Below are 17,577 nucleotides of genomic sequence, written 5' to 3'. Positions count from 1 at the left end.
CCGGCCGAGTACCAGGCGGCAGGGGAATAAGTGAATTCCCCCCGGTCCTCCAGGGAGTCGACAACGACGAATGACTGCGCCTGAATCTCCGGAATTGAGATGTACTGGTCAAAGCTGCCGTCCCCGGTGACTGTCATCATCTTCAGGGACCGGATAGGTGTGACAGAGGTGTCGAAAGTGACCACCCCCGCTGCGTCCTTGGTCCTGAATCCGTACAACGCCATCAGATCATCCTCCCCACGCCTGTGCGCTCGATGTAGTTCAGGTCGTAGACATACAGGCCGTAGTTGTTGAGCAACACCGAACCATCTGCCGTCTGTCCGCGCAATGTCAGCGTCCCAGCTGGCACGTTGATCTCCAGCAGCGGCAACCCTTGCGAGTTGACCGCCGCAGAGCGCAATGTCATGCCGAGCACGATCTCCTTGATGAACGCCTGGCTGATAAATGCCTGGTTGACGAAGAGCTGGCCGTTCTGGAAAACGAACAGGTTACCTTCCACGCCGTTGATACCATCGATGATGGCAACACGCTGGGCGGAAAGCAGGATCTCCCCAACCTCGCCATTGCTTCCCTGAACGATACCGGTTGCAACTTTTTTGCCGTTTGAGTTCGTCTCGGTCTTCCATGTCGATTGAGCGGAAACCTTTCCATCGACACCCGCCACTACCTCGCTCAGCATCTGGACCGAGGCGTTTGCCTCACCGGCTTGCGCCTGCACGGTGTCAATCCTTTGGCCCGTAGCGATGCCGTCCTCAATCCGGCCCGACTGTTCGGACCAGACCCCAACCGAGCTAGAACTGCTGCCAGCAAAACCTTCGGTGGTCCCCGCTTGCTCTGGGTTCACCTGGACATACAGGCCGTCCAGGCGAGTAGCCTGCGCGGTGATTTGGTTGCCCTGCTGGGTGACGTTGGTATCGAGCTGGCTGATCGCCTGGGCTTGGGCGCTGTTGACGCCTTCGGCACTGGTTACCCTGCTGGTGAGGTTGGTGATCGCCTGGCCCTGGCTGGTAATCGTTGTGCCCTGCTGGGTTACCGTCGAACTCAGGCTCGAGACCGCTTCCGCATTCGCTGAATCCGCCGCGGTTACCCGGCGGCCAACGATGTTGCACCACAGCGCCCTGCCCCCTGCCGGTTGCAGGCGAGAAACAAACCGAGCCGACGCCGCCCCGGCAGGCGCGGTGATCCGTCCCTTGAAGGTCTGGAACCCACCGCCAGCGGAGAACGTAAAGGCGTCGAAATAGCCGAGGTTCACGCCATTCTTGTCGGCGAAACGGAGCTGGAGGCTACCGGTTTGCCCTGCAGTCATCTCAGCGCGGTAAACATCGGCAGACAGGTCGAACTGCTCACCAGGCGCGGTGAGGATGTTCTGGTCCTGGCCGCAGAAGCTGGCCTCGTAGAACGCAATAGCTTTCCCTGCTGATGGGTGCGCCGTTGTGGCAACCACTGTCGTTGTGGCAGCGCCCCACGGCGCGGCGATCCCGTCCTCAAAGTTGCCCTTGAGCACCAGGTTGTCCGGCTGCTGGCCAATTGACGACTTGATTTGTGTGATCGCCGTCCCCTGACTGGTGATCGTGTTGCCTTGCTGACTGACCGTGTTGCTCAGCGCCTGAACTGCCTGCTGCGCAGCGGTGGCCTTGCTGTCGGTGGTCTGCAGGCTATTGGTGAGCCCGGTGATGGCCGAGCCCTGGCTTGTCAGCCCCTGCTCTGTCTGGGTCACCCGGTTGGCCAGCGTATTCACCGTTGAGGCATCTGCCTTGCCGTCAAGGCTCGACTGAACACCATCGATACGCTGGGCCTGGGCCGTCAGCTTGCCGTCCTGTTCGGTTACCTTGGTCTCCACCACGGTCACGCGCGCCGCGGTGCCGTTCTCCGTCCTGGCCACCTGGCCGATGTCGAGCCAGTAGGTTGGATTCGGCGGCGCGTTACCACCGCCAGCGGCAGCTGGCACGGCTTGAATCGCAACATACAACCGCTGGCCCTGGCGCACGTTGTCGCCCTGGGCGTAGGCCTTGGCCGGGTCGTACTCAAGCGCGTCGACCACGTCGCCGATCGCGTCGATCTGCTCCTGCAGCTGGTCGTTGATCTCCTTGAGACGATTGTTGACCGATCCCGGCAGGGTCGGCGGGCCAGAGATCAGCGCGATCTCCTCGCGCAGTACTGGGTACAGCGCGCCGTTGCCGATCTTGTCCTTGAAGTACTCCTCGTACTCGCTCTGGTCAGAACTGGACTGGCCGTTGACGCCAACGCCAGTCGGAAACCACGGGCCGATGTTGCCGGTGCGGTCGATCAGGCGCGCCCAGAAGAAGAACGAGACCCCAGCAGCCAGGCCGTGCATTTCGTGCTCGGCCTGCGGATAGGCAAAGTCGCCCAGCTTGATCGCGTCGTCCCGCGAGGTGGTCTTGCTGTACCAGATCTCCGTCCGCTGGGTGTCCTCGGCGCCAGCAGGGAAGCCCCAGGTCAGCTTGATGCCGTAGACCAGTGGCGTGGTGTTCAGGAACGACACCGCCGGCGGCAGGCCGGCCTTGCCGGTCAGCTGCGTGAGGCTAGAGCTCTTCCAGATCGATGAGATATCGAAGGCACTCACCGCCCGCACACGGGCCAGGTAGGCGCCGGCATAGATGCCCGTCACGTCGACCGAGGTTGTGCCTGTGCGCTGCAGCTTGATCCAGTTGCCGCTGTCCTTTCGCCACTCCACGTCATAGGCCACAGCGCCATTAACGGCTGGCCAGGCGATGGTCATGGTGCTGACCGCGATACCCTGGTCCACGGCATATCTAGAGGTTAGGGCTACGCTCGCCGGCGGCGGAACGACGGTGATCGGGATCACGCTGATCGGCCGCTCTTCCAGGCGGGCGCCGGTGTCGATGTGCGCGAATTTGCTTGGGTCGTACTGCACCGCGCTGATCTCGAACACGCCAGGCTCTGGGCGGGTCACGCTGGTCACACGGTACAGCGGTACCGCCAGGTCGTCGGCGTCGAGCGCCCATACCAGCTCGGGCTCAGGCGCCACCGAGTAGGCGGTGGTGACCGTTACAGCCCGGCCACTCACCGAGTGAACGGTGCGCGCCTGGCAGGTGCCATCTGGCAGGTTGAGGATCAATCGGTCACCGGCCTTGGCCTGGGTGTCACGGTCCAAGCCGATGGTAAGGCCGGATACAGCAGCGATACGCCCGCCAATTGGCCGGCCCGCCAGCAACTCGTCCGCGACTGGAATCACATAGCCCGGCAGCGGGATGCGCCCATCGAGCCCGACCTTGAAGGTGATACCTCGATCTCGTGAGTTCGTCAGCAGCGCCCATTTGCCGCGGCGCTGGGCCTCCGACTCGCGGGTGCAGCCAATTGCGCTGATCTCCAGCACGTTATCGCCATAGCGGCGCTGCAGCTTCTGGTCGGTCACCGAGGTGACATCGGTGTCGTAGCTGTTCGCCGGGTTGTCGTAGCTGATCAGGGCGCGGCTGTAGCGCGTGCGCTCTGAGGCGCTCGAGTAGGTGAACTTGCCGTCTATAACGTTCGCCCGGGTGTAGGCGAAGTCGAAGTCGGCGTCCCGCGGCATGTCGGCCAGGCTGTAGACCTGCCCCTGCGCCCAGTAGGTCATGCCCCGATAGATCGCCGAAATATCGCGCAACAGGCTCCAGGCGTCGGTCTTGCTCTGCAGGTTCAGGTTGCAGATGAAGCGCGGCTCCTGGCCGCCCTCTCCGTTCGGTACCAACTGATCGCAGTACTGGGCGATCCGGTAAAGCTCCCACTTGTCGACCTGCCAGGGCTTAATCCGCCGGCCCAGGCCAAAACGGTCGTTCACGGTGATGCCGTAGGTGTGCCAGGCCGGGTTATCGGTCCAGGCCTCTTTGAAGGTGCCGTCCCAGACCCCGGTGTAAACCCTGGTGCGCGGGTCGTAGTTGCTGGGCACCTGAAATTTACGTGCGTCACAGTCCACGGTGACCGCCGGAATGTTGCGGAACTGCTCGGCAGAAAACTCGATGTACAGCAGCGCGGTGTTCGGGTAGCGGACCTTGGCGTCGATTACCTCAGTGCGCCCGACGATCTGCATGGTGTCGGCAATCTTGTTGTTGTTTTGGTTGGGCGTCAGGCGGCGGACGCGCAGCAGCCAGCCACTGGTGGCCCTCGGCAGATCAATGCGACGGGTACGCTCGTAGGTGCTGGTGGTCTTACCGTCGACCGCCTCCAGCAGCACCTGCTGATAGGCGCCGCCGTCGGTGGCCAGGTCCACGGCATACTCAATCCGGTAGCCGTTGACGTTGCCGCCTTCGTCAATCGACTGGAGCATTGGCCAGGCAAAGCGCAGGCGGATCGCAGACAGCTCCAACCTGTCGATAGCGCGGATGTAGGCGTTGTCGCTACGCAGCTCAACGCTTTCGCTGATCTCGTTCTCGATCGACGGGATGCCCGGGATATGGCCCTGCTCCACCGAGCCGGTGCGCCATTCCCACTTCACGTTCGGGAAGTTCAGATTGCCGGTCGGATCGGCTAGAGGCGTGCTGTCCAGGTAGATGTCACGAGCAGTTGGCGTGCCCTCGAACTCACCCTCGCCCACGGCGATCAGCATTTTTGCCACGGCGACCGAGCGCAGGCTGTCCGGCGCTTCGGTTGGTTGTTTAGGCTTGTCCGAGCCGCCCTTAGCACCCGTTATGTCCAGTTGCAGTGCTGCGCCCATACTTTCCTCCAGGCGTAAAAAAACCGCCAGGTGGCGGTCGGTGTTCTGTGTGCGGGTTACATCTGGTCTTCGGCGTAGATCGCGGCACTGATAACCGCGCCACCCCATCGCCTGCGCCCAAGGCAGAGCGGTACAGGGTTGCCGCTGGCCGTGGTGTTCTTGGCGCTGCCGAAGGCGTAGCCCGGAGTGTTCTCAGGGGCAGCGCTGGTCTTCAGGCCTTTGGCTTGCGGGCTGAGCATCTGGATGACACCGCCTGCCGAGAGCGCAATACCCCCTGCCATTAAGCCGTTTGCTGCTGCTAGGGCGGCAGGCGTGCTGCCCGGGACGAAAAATGATGCAGCGATCATGACTACACCTATGACTGTCTGGAGTAGACCGGCGCGCTTGCTACCAACGACGACAGGGGCGATCCGTATCTCCCCTACTCCCTGATAAGTGAGCTCGCCTTCCCCAATGTTCCTTCTTCCTCGGAATACTGCAAACTCAAGACCACGAGACTTGGCATTTGAAAGGAAGCGCTCGAAGCCAGGAATCTGAACGCACAGGGCTTTGATTGCCTCAGCTGGTGAGCTGACAGCCAATCGATAGCTCTTCCCAAACTGCCGCAATTGGCCGAACAGACGGATAGTAGTAAGAGGTTGATAACAAATGGCCAGAGCTGACATGCTTTTCTCCAAGAACAAAAAAGCCGCCTTGATGGCGGCTTGGTAGGAATTTTTGCCTCACAGGCAAGTTTTTACTGCCTCAGATACAGTGCCCCGGCCAAGTTGCTGCCAAGCAATCCTCTGGAAATGGGTGACCCTAGCCCCCTCGGCGCTCGCTGTTACTTCAAGCAGCTCATCAGTTTGCCCTGTTGCCGAGCTCCCCATCACCAAGCGGTAGCCGTTCTCCGTTTCCGACATAGTCGAACCCAGGTTTAAATCTTGCCACTTGGGGTAAACGCATAGAGCATACTGTTTACTCGTTTTATTCGTGTTGCCCACAAAGACTGGGGCGCCGGACTTCAAATCAGAGGCAGTCGTGCACCCCACCAGCAGCATCAGCCCCAACATACTTATCAGAATTCGCATCTTGTTCCCTCTGGAGTAAATCGTCTATTTCTTCAAAGCTTCATCATATCTTCAAGACTCATGTAAGCCTTGTCGACAAAGACGCTGAAGTGAGTTCCTGCCTGCCCTCTCATGCGCTCAACCTCAGATAGCAGCCTGCGTTTTTCTGATATTGGGGCCTTCAACTTGCCGACCGTTTTCACTATGAGAAGAAACCTCAGGTAGTCGCCTCCGTCTGCGGCGATAGGGCCAATCTCTGACGCCATCTGCCCTCCCTGTGCAAACACTCTCCTATGCTTGGTTGTTGGCACCCATATCCCTTGCCATTCATGCCTAGCTATTTTTGGGAGTTTCCCAAGCGGCAATGACTCCAGGCGGCCGTGCTGCTGCAGTACGCGAAGAGAATTTCGAGCTTGCATCGTCGCGCAAAACTGATAAGCAGCAATACCGTCAGCGCCATCCAGCTTCTTCGAGTACGGCAAGCACAGGAAGCGATCCTCAAAAGGTGAGTAGCTTTCCACCATGATGACGCCACTGGGGTCTGGATCATGTTGACTGACAACGATGTGATCAGGTCCGCTCCACGGCGCCGCAGTCTCGGTTCCCGGAGCGAACAAACCGCGAAGATAGGCCTCATCCTCGCCAGAGAAGCGTTGAGGCGTACGCTGGTAGAGCACTGCTCCGCCCTTGATAACGTTCTCAATTGCTTTTGCGCCACGGACCAAGATGGCCTTTTCTAGGCTGAGCTTATCCTCAACAGTGAGGCGATACGCTACCGGATCGTACTGGTGACTAATGGTGTCATCGGGGCCGTAAAGGTACGGCTGAATGGCATCTAGGAGGTTCACATCGAGAGCATCCCTGTTCAGATTCGGGAAACTCTACCACCCGAACGGGCGATTTCGGAATGCCAGTACCAAAACCCCGCGATGGCGGGGTTCGGTTTTGTGTGGAGGGTTACCGCGACAGGCCGTGAGCCACGACCTCCGGCATTTCAGCCTGCAGCTTCTCGGCCAGGCGCTTCAGGGGCTTGGCCACCGACTCCTTCCAGAGGATCTGCTGAACCGGCTTTCCGTCGCTGTGCTTCTTGCCAGTGTCAGTGATTACGGCAAATTCCTTGCCGTCCGGCGTAACCTCCCAACGTTTCTTTCCGGGTTTGTAGATCACATGATGCTGCAACCCACACTGCGCCAGCAGCTTGTTCATGCTTGCCGCGCTCATGCCGAACTTCGCGCCAAGCTCGGTCGGCGTGTAGTTCAGCTCCTGCGCTTCGTTGACCAGGCGCTTCACGCCAGCCATCTCCATCAAGTCGATGCCGATAGCTGAGCGGACCATGCTGTTGGCACTAAGCAGCGCCTGGTTACCTTCCAGGCCGAAGCTTTCTGCAATACGCTTTGCTGCATCCAGGTTGTCGGCGGCAATCGGAAGTCGCTTTTCCTGTGGGATAACCGCGTCATTGGCAGATGCCGAGTCAAATGAGCGGATCACATGCAAGCTGAACGTAGGGCTGACCCACATGGCATAGGCATACACCAGCTCTTTGCAAGCGTAGGTTCCAGGCGACCGACCGCCACGGACAATCCTCAAAGCAGGAATTCCTGCTTTGCCAATCTCCTCGATTAGCTCTTGAGCCTGCTGATTTTCGGTCCACAACGATGGCTTGTGCCGGTTCTCGCTTCCCGCGGCCTTGTGAAAGTCGTTCAGGCTGAATCGGCCGTCGTGATCCTGATGAATTTCGATACCCGCGATCATCAATGCGCTCATGCCGCTGCCCTCCCGCTGGGTGCATCTACCGCGTAACGCTGAGGCTCTTCAATCACCCGCCCCATACCCGTCACGAACGAACTGATCTCCCGCAGCTTGTTCCGGTAGGTGCGAAGCTCCCACCAGGCGCCGCGGATATCGAAGCCAGCCTTCTCAAGATCCCACAACAGGCGCTCCAAAGGCGTGTTGTTGTCACGGGTATCGCGAAGATCGTCGAGCGTCACGTCCAACCATGCTTGCTTGTCGTTGCGGATGGTCAGCATCCCTTCGCGCAGGGCGGCAAGCGCCTCAACCGGGTAATGGATGTTCAGCGGCAACTGGAGCTGTGGCGGCTCCTTGGCGATGAATTCCCCCTCCAGCACGCTGTAGGCCGCGATGAAATTACAGGCGGCTTCGAACTGGCCAGCCGGGATAAGCTCGGTGCGCGGCACGTTGAAGCGGGTATGCAGGCGATTGTGCATGGTCAGCGCGAAGCTCTGACGTTTGTCTGCTGCGACCGCCTTCCCCTTGTCCCTGATGAGGCCCTTGATAACGCTCAGCTCGCTCATGCCGATGAGTTCATCCATGAGGGTTGGCATTTTGGCTTGGCGGTCCTCGTAGCGACCGTTCTTGCGGATTGCCGGCAGGACCTCGGCGGTCACCCACTTCTTGAAGCGCTTGGCCTCAGCCTTGCGGCTGCGCAAGATCGCCGAGTACAAGCCAGACTCATTGATAACCAGCATTTCTTGCTCGCCACCAGGGGTCTGCACAATTGACAGGCCCTTTTCGTCATCGTCCAGATGACGGGTCATGGCTGATGCCTCGCTATACAGAAGCGCCGCCGATACGTCGTTTGCCACAAACCAAGGCTGGTCGCAGACCAACAGCGTGCGCACCTGCTGCTTGCCAAAATTGAAAGGGATTACGTTTGTGCTATTATCGCTCATGACGTTTTTCCTAAGCTGATTGACGTTATCCGAGGCCCCAAGCGCTGCAACGCTTGGGGCTTTTTCATGCCTGCTTGATCTGCTCATCTCGCCTCATAGCCTCATCGATAAGCTTCAAAATGACAGCCTGCATACTGTGGAAACCTTCCTTCGCCTTTATCTCAACCCAGGCCTTATGGCTGCCGGGAAGTCGAAGCTTGAATTGCGCATCTGCTCTTGCCATGCCGCCTCCGCTCACCAAGGGATCACCGTGATCCCAAACAAATAGAACCACGGTGGTCCCATTGATGTCAACACCACCGTGGTCCATCATCCGCGCCATGAGTAGAGACGATTCCCAATTCAAGCTACGACTGCCGGCCGATCTGCGTGAGCATATCGAGCTAGCCGCACAAGAATCCAAGCGTTCACTGAACGCCGAAATTGTTGCTCGCCTAGAGGAAAGTCATTTCCGTAGCGGGCGAGTTGATGTCATTCCAAGCGCTAGAAAGGCTAGGGAGCTGGCTGCGCAATCGCGAAAACGCACCGCAGTAGAGGTCCGGAAAGAGGTTCTCTCGGAGCTACAGATTGCTATCAACAAGGGGGCATCAATCGCTCACGTCGACCTTCGAGACATGGGACTCGACGAAATGAGTGATTCGGAACATGACGAAACCACCGGCGAAATCTGCAGGGAGTTAGAAGCGGCTGGGTATACCCTTGACTGGGATGGGCCAGACCACTTGTCCATCATATTCGATAAAGACTGACCCCCAAGCCCAGCCCAGCGCCAACCAGTAAGGAGCCAAGGATGTCTTGGTGGAAGACATTTTTCGGCGGCTCGGCAGCCAAATCTCCGAGTCCGCAGCCACAGCCACAGCCACAGCCACAGATCGATCTTTCAGACCTGGCGCCCAATGAGGACCCACTGTATCTGGAAGCTGCGCGCCTTGTAACGTCCACCGGCCGCTGTAGCGTCTCGGCTGTTCAGCGCCATTTGAAGATCGGCTACAACCGCGCAGCCCGGCTGATCGAAGCCCTTGAGGACGACTACATCATCTCTGGACCTGACGCCCATGGAAGCCGCCATCTGCTCACTGCCGGGCAGCGGAACGCTGCGCGCTCCTCACCTTCCAAAGCTGAGTTAGAACACCAGCGTAAGCAAGAGGAGATAGCACTTCGCACCGCGTATCTCGTAGAAAAGTACGGCGAAGAATCCATCGCCCTGGCCATCGTTAAGGGGAAAATTTGGGAAGGGATGACCGCCGCACAGCTGTTCGACTCCGCCGGAGAGCCCGATGCTGTAGACCAGAAGTACATGAAGAACAAGTCACGAGAAGTGTGGAAGTATGACCACGAGGGGAGCAATCGGTATTTACTCCGTGTAACGCTGGAGAACGGCCTAGTGGTTGGATGGAATTCCCGCAGTTAACCCCAACCCAGGCCAAGGGCCGCGCACATCTCGTTCTCGGCAGAATCAGAGGGCAAACTATGCAGGTCACATGCTCAAAATTCGAAGCAGCCTCACGCCAACTGGATGAAGCAATAGGCTTGCTCCTGGCCGATCATGACCCGCTGGCGGTTCGCACGCTCGCCGCGGCTGCCTTCGGCCTATTTGCCGACCTGGTTGAGCACTCGAAACCGGACGAGTCATGGCGGTCGCGACTTATACAAGATTCCGGCCTGGATAAAAAACAGGCACTGGCAGTGATACACAACGCCCAGAATTTCCTGAAACACGCGGACCGAGACCCTGATGCGCAACTTAGTTTCGACGAATGCGAGAACGAGGAGCTGATCTTCATAGCCACCCTCGACTGCGGCGAACTAGGCGGCCCACTGACGGCGCCCATGCAGGCGTTCCAGATTTGGTATCTAGCGTTGAACCCTGGCAAGCTCGGGGCAGATCATGACTTTACCCTGAGGGCGAACTCAGCGTTTGAGGATCTACCCAGCAAATCCCGTAAAGAGCAGCTCGCTGCTGGGTTGGACTTTCTCCTGCTCATGCTTGAGAAGTACGGCAGAGGAGCACACAAGCCCCGAGGCACTCAGCTGTAGCAGAAGATCGGCGCCAAATGCAAAAAGCCCAGCGCGGGGCTGGGCTCCATTCTCCCTCAGACCGCCGCTGTCCAGACAGCAAGCTCATAGCCATCTGGGTCGATGAAGTGGAATCGCTTCCCACCAGGGAAAGAAAAAACCTCCCGGCTGATCTCGCCGCCAGCAGCCACAACCCTTCTCTCGGCACCAGCAAGGTCGTCTGAGTACAAAATGACCAATGGGCCGCCTGGTCTGACTGGCTCGCCAGTGGTGAAGCCACCGGTTAACCGACCGTCACTGAACTCAGTGTATGTTGGGCCATAGTCAACGAAGCTCCAACCGAAAACCGCGCCATAGAAGTCCTTGCTGCGCTTGATGTCGCTGACGTTGAACTCAATGTTGTCGATCTGGCGATCCTTCCCTCTGTTGCTCATTGGCACCTCCATGTTGGAGGCTGGAATTTAACACAGCCAATCAGAAGGTTTGCACCAGATGCAAAAAGCCCAGCGCGGGGCTGGGCTTCTGCCGATTATCGATCCGGGACCAATTCCACCGCCCCATCCGGCCAGTGTGCAGCCACAAACGCCTTCATCTCTTCTTCAGTTTCAAAGCATAGTCCTTTCATGTCCGTACCATCGCCCGCCACATCAAAAGGTTTGCCGGTAAACCAGTTCATTACATAGAACTTCTTGTCGTCAGGCATCCACGCCTCCAGTAGTGATCGATGTCCAGATGATGCTCGCGCGCACTTAGAAGTCGCAACTGTCCACCCATCCAGTGTGGATGGAAAGCCAGTACCGGGCCTGTTCGAGGCCGTAGTAGCTTTGTGCCTCCAACGAACTACCCCAGTCCGTTGCCTGCAAGCCCATGGACTGGGGCATTGATGACCTAGGAGGTCGCTTTGACAGCGTATTCACTGCCCGAAGGACTCAAGTGCGTTCGGGTCAAATTCATGGATGACGATGGTGTGGTCAGAGATCGCCGCCCAGGTCGGCCTGTCGTTGAAGTAGTGCTACGTTTTGACCCAGATCATCACAATGGCGCTTTCGCGCCGAGCAGTTTCAATGCGCACTACGCCCTCCTCGACACCGGCGCAGATCATAACTACGGGACAATGGAGACGATCGAAGGGGCTTTATGCCCGCAAATCGGAACCTCCATTACTCGAGGCAGTACCTCCACAGTTGATAGTACCCATCACCGATGCCACCTCTACTTTCCAGAGGCTGCCGTACAGATAGAGACCGACATTTTTTCAGCACCCTTACGCAACAGCCCTGCGACCGAACATCTGATTGTAGGAATGCTTGCGATCGAATGCGGCGCTCTCATTATGGACTTCAAGAGAGATATTTATCGCCTTTACTTGGGCTGACGACGCTTCGAGCAGTGATCGCCACAAGCGCGGGCGCTCCCGGGTCAATTGCAGAGCAGGACAAACCAACAAATAGCAGCTCTCGTGGATCCCACGGCCCATCTTGTCGTAACGGGACGACCTCTCTATCGTCCCAGTCGCATGGAGCCGGCGACTTCGATGGAACGACTCTAGTTCTTGGGTCGATCCTAGTTTCGAGCCGACTCACCGCCACAGCATCTGCCTTTTGGTTGCTCATGCCCTCCTCCACGCGGCCATGCCGCTTCATTTTGCATCCCGATGACGCAACACAAGGCGTGTCCGGGCAAGCCAAGGCCCGCCGAACACCATGATTTCTGATGGCCTGCCGTACAGGTGGTGCAACAGGAACGGCCCCTGGCCGAACACCTGGACCTGCTCGCCGGGCAACTGCGGATCTGCGCCCAGGTAGATCCCGGCATGGTTCGGGTGCGCCGTGCGCCCCACCTCCATGACGATCATGTCGCCGCGCTGTGGCCGGTCGACCTGGTAGAAGCCAGCCGCCTCGTAGGCCTGCTCGTACAGGCTGGGCCCGGAGGCCTGTTCCCACCAACCTTCCTCTCGGGCATAGGGCGGAAACTCCAACCCCCACTCCCGCTGATACCAGTCCGCGCAAGCCTGCCAGCAGTCCCAGGCGCCGTGTACGAATGGCCGGCCCAGCAGTAGAGTGTGGCTGGTGGGCAGAACCTCCCTGAAGTCCCCCTCTGGCCAGCTAAGTATCCACCATGGCAAACCAGTCGCGGAGCACATGGCCAGGTCACGCGGCGATGGCCGGCTGGTGGCGTCCGGGTGCGAGTGCACGATGCCGATCACCTCGCCCCGGTCTTCTGCTGCAGCGTATTCCTCCGGCGCGATCCGGAACTCTTCGCCCGGGTCGCTCGCAGTGTTGGTGCACGGCACGTAGATTTGCTTTCGACCTAAGGCCAGTATCAGCCCGCAGCACTCGCGCGGGTACTCAGCCGCGGCGTGCGCTTGCACGGCGGCCAGGATGTGTTTGCGCATGGTCAGCTCCGTGCGATCAGGGATACGGCTGGGAAGCCGCCGAAGGAAAGCTCGTTGGTCTCGCCGAAGCGCAACTTGCAGGAGCTGAGACAGCCCTTGCACTGGTCCTTCGAAGGGTCGTCCGTCGGGTTGTCCTCGTCGTCGAACATCGCGGCGCCGGTGTAGTTGCAGTCAGGGCCCCGATAGCCATTGGTCATGGCCCAGTGGCAGAAGGTGGTCATCTGCCGGCCCGGCAGACCAAAGCCGTCGATTTCGCCCGGTGAAGAGAGCTCCCACACGACCATCTCACCGTCTTCGCCGGTCTTCTGGTCGATGTACCAGATCTCGAGCGCCTCTTGGGTCGGGTCCGCTTCGGGGTTCCCGCCCGGGAAGTTCTCGGCATCCAGGTACTGGGCCAGGGTCTCGCGCACGGTCAGCTGAAACTTCAGCAGGTCGTCGAAGGCCAAGCACAGAGCTGTGATGCGGCCATTGACGTTGCCGGCTGACAGCGTTGGCCGCGCTACCGAGCCATTGCTGTCCGCCCCAATACCTTCGATCTGCACTGGCCAGGCCGCATACTCGTTGCCCTGCCAGAAGATCGACTTGGCCGGCAGCTGATCGGCGTTCGCGCCGGCTGCAGCCAGTTCTTCGGGCGAGTGCGGGATAGCGTGGCCGTGGAATCGCAGCACGTCGGCGCCGTATTCGGAGCCGTCGATTTCAAAGAGGATCACCTCATTGCCAGGCTCCAACTTCTGGATGTCTCTGATCAGGGGCATGGATTGACCTCAAGGGTGGAATGTCTGTGTGAAGGTTGCGGTCAGGGCGTAGATCAAGCCGCCGCGGTTGCTGAGCTGATATCCAACGCACTTGTAGAGGCCGAGCTCTCCAAGCGGAGGCGTCCACAGAAAGGCCTTTGCGCCCTGGTGCCGATCAAGGAAGGCCTTTACGGCCTTCACCCGCTCCTTGGTACCGGTGTACGTGATGGGCCAGGACTGCGAACGGTTGTTCAGGCTTTCGCCTACGGACTGTTCGTATCCATCCGCAAAGCGCTTGGTTCGAACCGCAAAGGTGAACTCGCCCTGCTCGCCAGACTGCAGCCGCCAGGTGAATGTCTCGATAGCCATCAGCACCCCTTCAATGCCGTGTTGATACGGCCGCCCTGCCTGAGATCCTTGGCCATCATCTGGTTGTACTTCTGCTCAACAAACGTCGCGAGCTCGCTGCCGAACTGCTCGTACCCAGCGGTGTCGGCCGACGAGGCGGCATTTCCCTCGCCATCGATGCTCACCGACACATGGATCACCGTACCGCCGCCCGCTCCAGCTGCCGCAGCGGATACTGGCCCAGCCCCCAGCGGCGTGATCGTGCCGCCCTCGGCCCCCATCATCAGGTAGGTCTTCCCTCCCTGATTCAGCAGCTCCGGGCCCAGTTCGTTGACCTGGTAGAGCGAGTTCGCCGCTACCGGGCCGCCGGCGACACGTTGACCAGAGACGAAGTTGTCCATGATCTCTGGGCTGTAGCCGGCCTGGGTCGAGCCTGCAGAGGTAGGTGCGCTGCCGCCACTGAACCAGGCGCCCAGCGCACTGCCGGCAATGCTCGACAGCAGCCCTGAGGCAGCTTGCCGGGTGGCGATCCGCGCCATGTCCGCCAGGATCGACTTGGTGAAGTCGGCGAACGAGAACTTGCCGGATATGGCGAAGTTCGCGACGGCATCTTCCATCGAGTTGAAGGCGTTGGTGAACAGGCTCTTGGTCTGGCCGGCGACATCTCGGGCCGACTCCAGGTAGTTCTGGAAGGCCGACGAAGCGCCGGCGCTCCAGCTGCCCTGGGCAGCGGTCATGTCGTTGTAGTTGGCGATCGCAGTTTCCTGCAGGTCGCGCTGGGTTTTGTCGAGCGCCGAGAGCTTCTGGTTGTACTCATCGAGGCTCATGCCGCGGGAGCCGTCACCGTACTGGTTGGCCAGGTCCAGCTTCTGCTGGTTGATCCGGTCGGTGATGCCGTTCTGCTGGCCCTGTAGGCCGCGCTGCCGGTCGCCTAGGCCGAGGCCTTCGGCAGATCGCTGGCCCTGCAAGCGCAGAGCCTTCACCTGCTGATCCAGCGCGCTGGTGTAGGTCTGCACCGCCTGGGCCTGCTTGCGCAGCCGCCCCTCTTCGTTCGTGGCCAGCACAGCCAGTTCCGAATCAGCGTCCTTCTGCGCCTTGACCATGTTGGCCCGGGCATCGGCGATCTTCTGGTCCAGCTGGATCTGCTGGGCGGCCGAGGTACCGGCCTTGCCCTTGGCAGCTTCGAGCGCCGCGATCTCCGCCTGGTAGGCGTTGGTCACCTCGCCTTTCTGCTGCTCGATGATGGCCGCGCGCTGGGCCGCGTACGACTCCTGGGAGATGATGCCGGCCTTCTGGGCTGCATCCAGCTCCTTCTGGTTGTTTTTGTACTCAGCCAGGATGGAGTTAAGGGTGTTCTTCTGTGCATTGAAGCCGGAAAGGTCCACAGCGCCAGTCCGCCCGACTGGGTCCTTGTACTGCTCGGCGATGTTGCTACGAACCCTTGCGACAGCCTCAGGATTGAGTCGCGCGTCGGCTGGATCCTTCTTTCTGATGATATCCAGGGAGCGCTCGTACTCCTTGAGCGCCTCGCTGCGTTTCTTAGAGTTGGTCCAGGCTGACTTCTCCAGGGCATCGACCTTGGCCATGGCCTTGATGGTCTTCTCGTTGGCTTCCGCCTCTTGGCGATCGAATGCAGCGATCTCCTCCTGGGCTGCTTTCTTGTCCTTCAAGAACTGGAGCTGATCGGTGTAAAACTCGACCATGGTGTCGCGGTTCTGGAAGGCCCCAACGTCGCCACGCTCAGCACCGGCCAAGTTGATCTCTGCCTGACGGATATCGTCGTCGATGCTCTCCCGGCCAATGTTTTTCAACTGATCGGCAGCCTTGGCGACCGCGTTGTAACCGCGCTCCCACCAGCTCAGGTTCTCGATGATCTTCGGGGTGCGCTCGTTGATTGCGTCCGCGAAGGCGTCGGTGGCGAGCTTGACGGCGTCTGCGTGCTTCCCCTGCTGCTCGAGTGCTGCAATCTGCGAGTAGACCGAACTCGTCAGATAGTTGTACTGGGTGTTCAACGCTACCGAGGCTTTGACTGGGTCGTCCGCCAACTTGACGAACTCGGCAATGGTCTCGGAAACCGCCTTGCCTGTAGCCTCCTCCATCGAAACGGCTGCTTGGGCCACATCCATGAAGCTGTCGCCGGCGATCTTGCCGCTACCGGCCAGGCTCGCCAGAACCGATGCAGCTGCCCCGGTCGTGCCAACAGTCGCACTTACCTGCTTGGCCATACTGCCCATTTGGTCGGCAGTCAGCCCAGCGGAATTACCCGTCAGGATCAGCGCGTCGCTGTAGGCGTGTGCCTCTTCGGAACCTTTGTAAAAGGCGTACCCCAGCGTCACTGCGGCAGCAGCCGACACGGTAAAGGGGTTGATCAGGCCAAGGATGTAGCCGCCCAAGGCGCGCGCTGCCGGGCCAAGCCCGCCGAACATGTCCTTGAGCTGCCCGCCCTGTTGCAACGCAACCATCATGATCGGCTGACCAGCGACGATCGACGTGAAAATATCAGTGAACTGAGCCGGTACACCTCGCAGCGCTGCAGCGGTAGCCTTTGCAGTCATGCCAGTGCTGCTCAGTGCAGCATCTGCACCGCCCAGAGCAGCCCTCGCCTGGTCAACCTTCCCCTTGTACTCAGCGAAAGTCTCAGGGTCGAGGACGCCGCTGGCTTTGAATCCCTGCAGCTTCTGCTCCATCTGATCCAGACGGCTCATGGCTGCGACCGTAGGGTCGATTTTACCGAGCAGGTCGTCGAGAGCCTGGCCCTGATCGCGCTGGGCGGCGGCGGCGGTCTTGGCGGATCCGGCCAGGCGCTCTTCTGTCGCCAACAAAGCTTGTGCACGGGTGTTGATGGCGGCCTGCCGGCTGGCGTTCTCCGACAGCACGGCATTCGCTTGGCTGGTAACTTCGGCGGTTTGAGCGGTTGCACGGTTCAGCGATTGGACGTACTCACTCGCCTCCAGGGATGACCGCGCCATGGCCAACAGGCGAGCCTGCTGATCATCAGCAGTTTCGGCAGCACGGCGGCTGGCCTGGGCCCCGGCGTCCGTGGCAGTGGTCAACGCAGCCTGCGCTTGCCCAGCCTGCTCAGCCCCGGCTTTGAATGCAGTCATGCCCGCCGCGGCGGTGGTCACGGCACGGCCGACCGTGATCATCTGCTGTGCCAGCTCAGCCTGCTTGGCGTTGAGAGCCTGCAGCTCCTGAACAATCTGCCGGGTATCACCCTGCATCCCGCTCAGCGCTGACTCCCAGGCGCGCCCGGTCTTGCCCGCCGATTCCTCGCTACGCTTGCCAGCGTCTGCCAGCTTGTCGAGGTCGCTTGCAGCCTCGACAGCATCGCCGGAATCAACCTTGATCCCGAGTTCGGCAATGGTGGTCATGATCTACTCCACGGATTCGGCCATGACGGCCAAGGCCTCGGCCTCCATTACACGGAGATCGGGAAAAATGTCGGGAAGGTCGCGGCGCTTGATGCCGAGCATCGAGGCGATGGCCGGGATGATTGAGTAGTCCAGACCCGAGGCACCGCCCATGCCCGTCCGCCACTGAGTGGACATAGCCTCGAACAGGCGGAAGGCTGGCCAGGCATCCGGCCAGACCTCTACCTCTTCCTCGGGAAGGTCGGCGCGGCTCAGGCCGAGCATCGCCAGTTGCCCTTCGGAGGCGCCCTGCTCGTAGACAG

17 protein-coding genes and 1 pseudogene are annotated in these 17,577 nt (G+C 60.0%); 4 read left to right on the top strand and 14 right to left on the bottom strand.

The window, feature by feature from the left end; all coding sequences use genetic code 11:
* From ABIE20_RS26975 to ABIE20_RS26945, 7 genes and pseudogenes are all read right to left on the bottom strand, one after another.
* Window positions 1-224: pseudogene (locus ABIE20_RS26975) on the bottom strand (hypothetical protein); the annotation flags it as partial.
* Window positions 224-4,672, bottom strand: a complete 4,449-nt coding sequence (gene gpJ, locus ABIE20_RS26970) for a TipJ family phage tail tip protein (protein ID WP_429508564.1) — start codon at window positions 4,670-4,672, stop codon at window positions 224-226. The gene gpJ and the pseudogene ABIE20_RS26975, both read right to left, overlap by 1 nt.
* 56 nt (window positions 4,673-4,728) lie before the next feature.
* Window positions 4,729-5,337, bottom strand: a complete 609-nt coding sequence (locus tag ABIE20_RS26965; protein ID WP_429508562.1) for a tail assembly protein — start codon at window positions 5,335-5,337, stop codon at window positions 4,729-4,731.
* 437 nt (window positions 5,338-5,774) lie between these two features.
* Window positions 5,775-6,569 carry a hypothetical protein gene (locus tag ABIE20_RS26960; protein WP_429508560.1) on the bottom strand — a complete coding sequence of 265 codons (795 nt, stop codon included), beginning with the start codon at window positions 6,567-6,569 and terminating at the stop codon, window positions 5,775-5,777.
* A gap of 109 nt (window positions 6,570-6,678) precedes the next feature.
* Window positions 6,679-7,485, bottom strand: a complete 807-nt coding sequence (locus tag ABIE20_RS26955; protein WP_429508558.1) for a KilA-N domain-containing protein — start codon at window positions 7,483-7,485, stop codon at window positions 6,679-6,681.
* Entirely contained in the window at window positions 7,482-8,411 is a 930-nt protein-coding gene (locus ABIE20_RS26950; protein ID WP_429508556.1) for a BRO-N domain-containing protein, read from the bottom strand. The genes ABIE20_RS26955 and ABIE20_RS26950 overlap by 4 nt, the downstream gene beginning before the upstream one ends.
* A 64-nt stretch (window positions 8,412-8,475) precedes the next feature.
* Window positions 8,476-8,721 carry a hypothetical protein gene (locus tag ABIE20_RS26945; RefSeq protein ID WP_429508555.1) on the bottom strand — a complete coding sequence of 82 codons (246 nt, stop codon included), beginning with the start codon at window positions 8,719-8,721 and terminating at the stop codon, window positions 8,476-8,478.
* On the opposite strand from ABIE20_RS26945, the gene ABIE20_RS26940 reads away from it, so the two are divergent.
* Genes ABIE20_RS26940 through ABIE20_RS26930 form a run of 3 tightly spaced genes read left to right on the top strand, consistent with a single transcriptional unit; the run spans window position 8,699 to window position 10,448 of the window.
* On the top strand, window positions 8,699-9,160 hold the full coding sequence (locus ABIE20_RS26940; RefSeq protein ID WP_429508554.1) for an Arc family DNA-binding protein: 462 nt from the start codon (window positions 8,699-8,701) through the stop codon (window positions 9,158-9,160). The two genes, ABIE20_RS26945 and ABIE20_RS26940, sit on opposite strands and share 23 nt — an antisense overlap.
* 41 nt (window positions 9,161-9,201) lie before the next feature.
* Window positions 9,202-9,822 (top strand): DNA translocase FtsK, encoded by a 621-nt coding sequence (locus ABIE20_RS26935; protein WP_429508552.1) that lies wholly within the window; start codon window positions 9,202-9,204, stop codon window positions 9,820-9,822.
* Window positions 9,804-10,448, top strand: coding sequence for a hypothetical protein (locus ABIE20_RS26930; RefSeq protein WP_429508551.1), 645 nt, complete (start codon window positions 9,804-9,806; stop codon window positions 10,446-10,448). The genes ABIE20_RS26935 and ABIE20_RS26930 overlap by 19 nt, the downstream gene beginning before the upstream one ends.
* 56 nt (window positions 10,449-10,504) lie before the next feature.
* Here the strand turns inward: ABIE20_RS26930 and ABIE20_RS26925 are convergent, their stop codons facing one another.
* Together ABIE20_RS26925 and ABIE20_RS26920 are read right to left on the bottom strand one after the other, a co-directional pair.
* On the bottom strand, window positions 10,505-10,861 hold the full coding sequence (locus ABIE20_RS26925; protein WP_429508550.1) for a VOC family protein: 357 nt from the start codon (window positions 10,859-10,861) through the stop codon (window positions 10,505-10,507).
* 95 nt (window positions 10,862-10,956) lie between these two features.
* A complete protein-coding gene (locus ABIE20_RS26920) occupies window positions 10,957-11,130 on the bottom strand; it encodes a hypothetical protein (protein ID WP_429508549.1) in 174 nt (57 codons plus the stop codon).
* A gap of 249 nt (window positions 11,131-11,379) precedes the next feature.
* Here ABIE20_RS26920 and ABIE20_RS26915 point away from each other — a divergent pair, with 249 nt between their 5' ends.
* On the top strand, window positions 11,380-11,802 hold the full coding sequence (locus ABIE20_RS26915; RefSeq protein ID WP_429508548.1) for a hypothetical protein: 423 nt from the start codon (window positions 11,380-11,382) through the stop codon (window positions 11,800-11,802).
* Between the two features lie 264 nt (window positions 11,803-12,066).
* On the opposite strand, the gene ABIE20_RS26910 is transcribed toward ABIE20_RS26915, so the two are convergent.
* The 5 genes from ABIE20_RS26910 to ABIE20_RS26890 are packed head-to-tail and all read right to left on the bottom strand — an operon-like array spanning window position 12,067 to window position 17,539.
* Complete coding sequence (locus tag ABIE20_RS26910) at window positions 12,067-12,822, bottom strand: C40 family peptidase (RefSeq protein ID WP_429508546.1); 756 nt, start codon at window positions 12,820-12,822, stop codon at window positions 12,067-12,069.
* 2 nt (window positions 12,823-12,824) lie between these two features.
* The gene (locus ABIE20_RS26905; protein ID WP_429508544.1) at window positions 12,825-13,577 is read right to left on the bottom strand and encodes a phage minor tail protein L; all 753 of its coding nucleotides are present in this window, start codon (window positions 13,575-13,577) and stop codon (window positions 12,825-12,827) included.
* A 9-nt stretch (window positions 13,578-13,586) separates the two neighbouring features.
* The gene (locus ABIE20_RS26900; RefSeq protein ID WP_429508543.1) at window positions 13,587-13,925 is read right to left on the bottom strand and encodes a phage tail protein; all 339 of its coding nucleotides are present in this window, start codon (window positions 13,923-13,925) and stop codon (window positions 13,587-13,589) included.
* The gene (locus ABIE20_RS26895) at window positions 13,925-17,275 is read right to left on the bottom strand and encodes a phage tail tape measure protein (protein WP_429508542.1); all 3,351 of its coding nucleotides are present in this window, start codon (window positions 17,273-17,275) and stop codon (window positions 13,925-13,927) included. The genes ABIE20_RS26900 and ABIE20_RS26895 overlap by 1 nt, the downstream gene beginning before the upstream one ends.
* A gap of 3 nt (window positions 17,276-17,278) precedes the next feature.
* Entirely contained in the window at window positions 17,279-17,539 is a 261-nt protein-coding gene (locus tag ABIE20_RS26890) for a DUF1799 domain-containing protein (RefSeq protein ID WP_196932267.1), read from the bottom strand.
* Between the last annotated feature and the right edge of the window lie 38 nt (window positions 17,540-17,577).

The sequence above is a fragment of the Pseudomonas sp. 2835 genome (assembly GCF_050435905.1).
Classification (GTDB): domain Bacteria; phylum Pseudomonadota; class Gammaproteobacteria; order Pseudomonadales; family Pseudomonadaceae; genus Aquipseudomonas.
The sequence above is the reverse complement of the archived record's forward strand: the minus strand, read 5'-3'. Positions and strand labels throughout refer to the sequence as shown.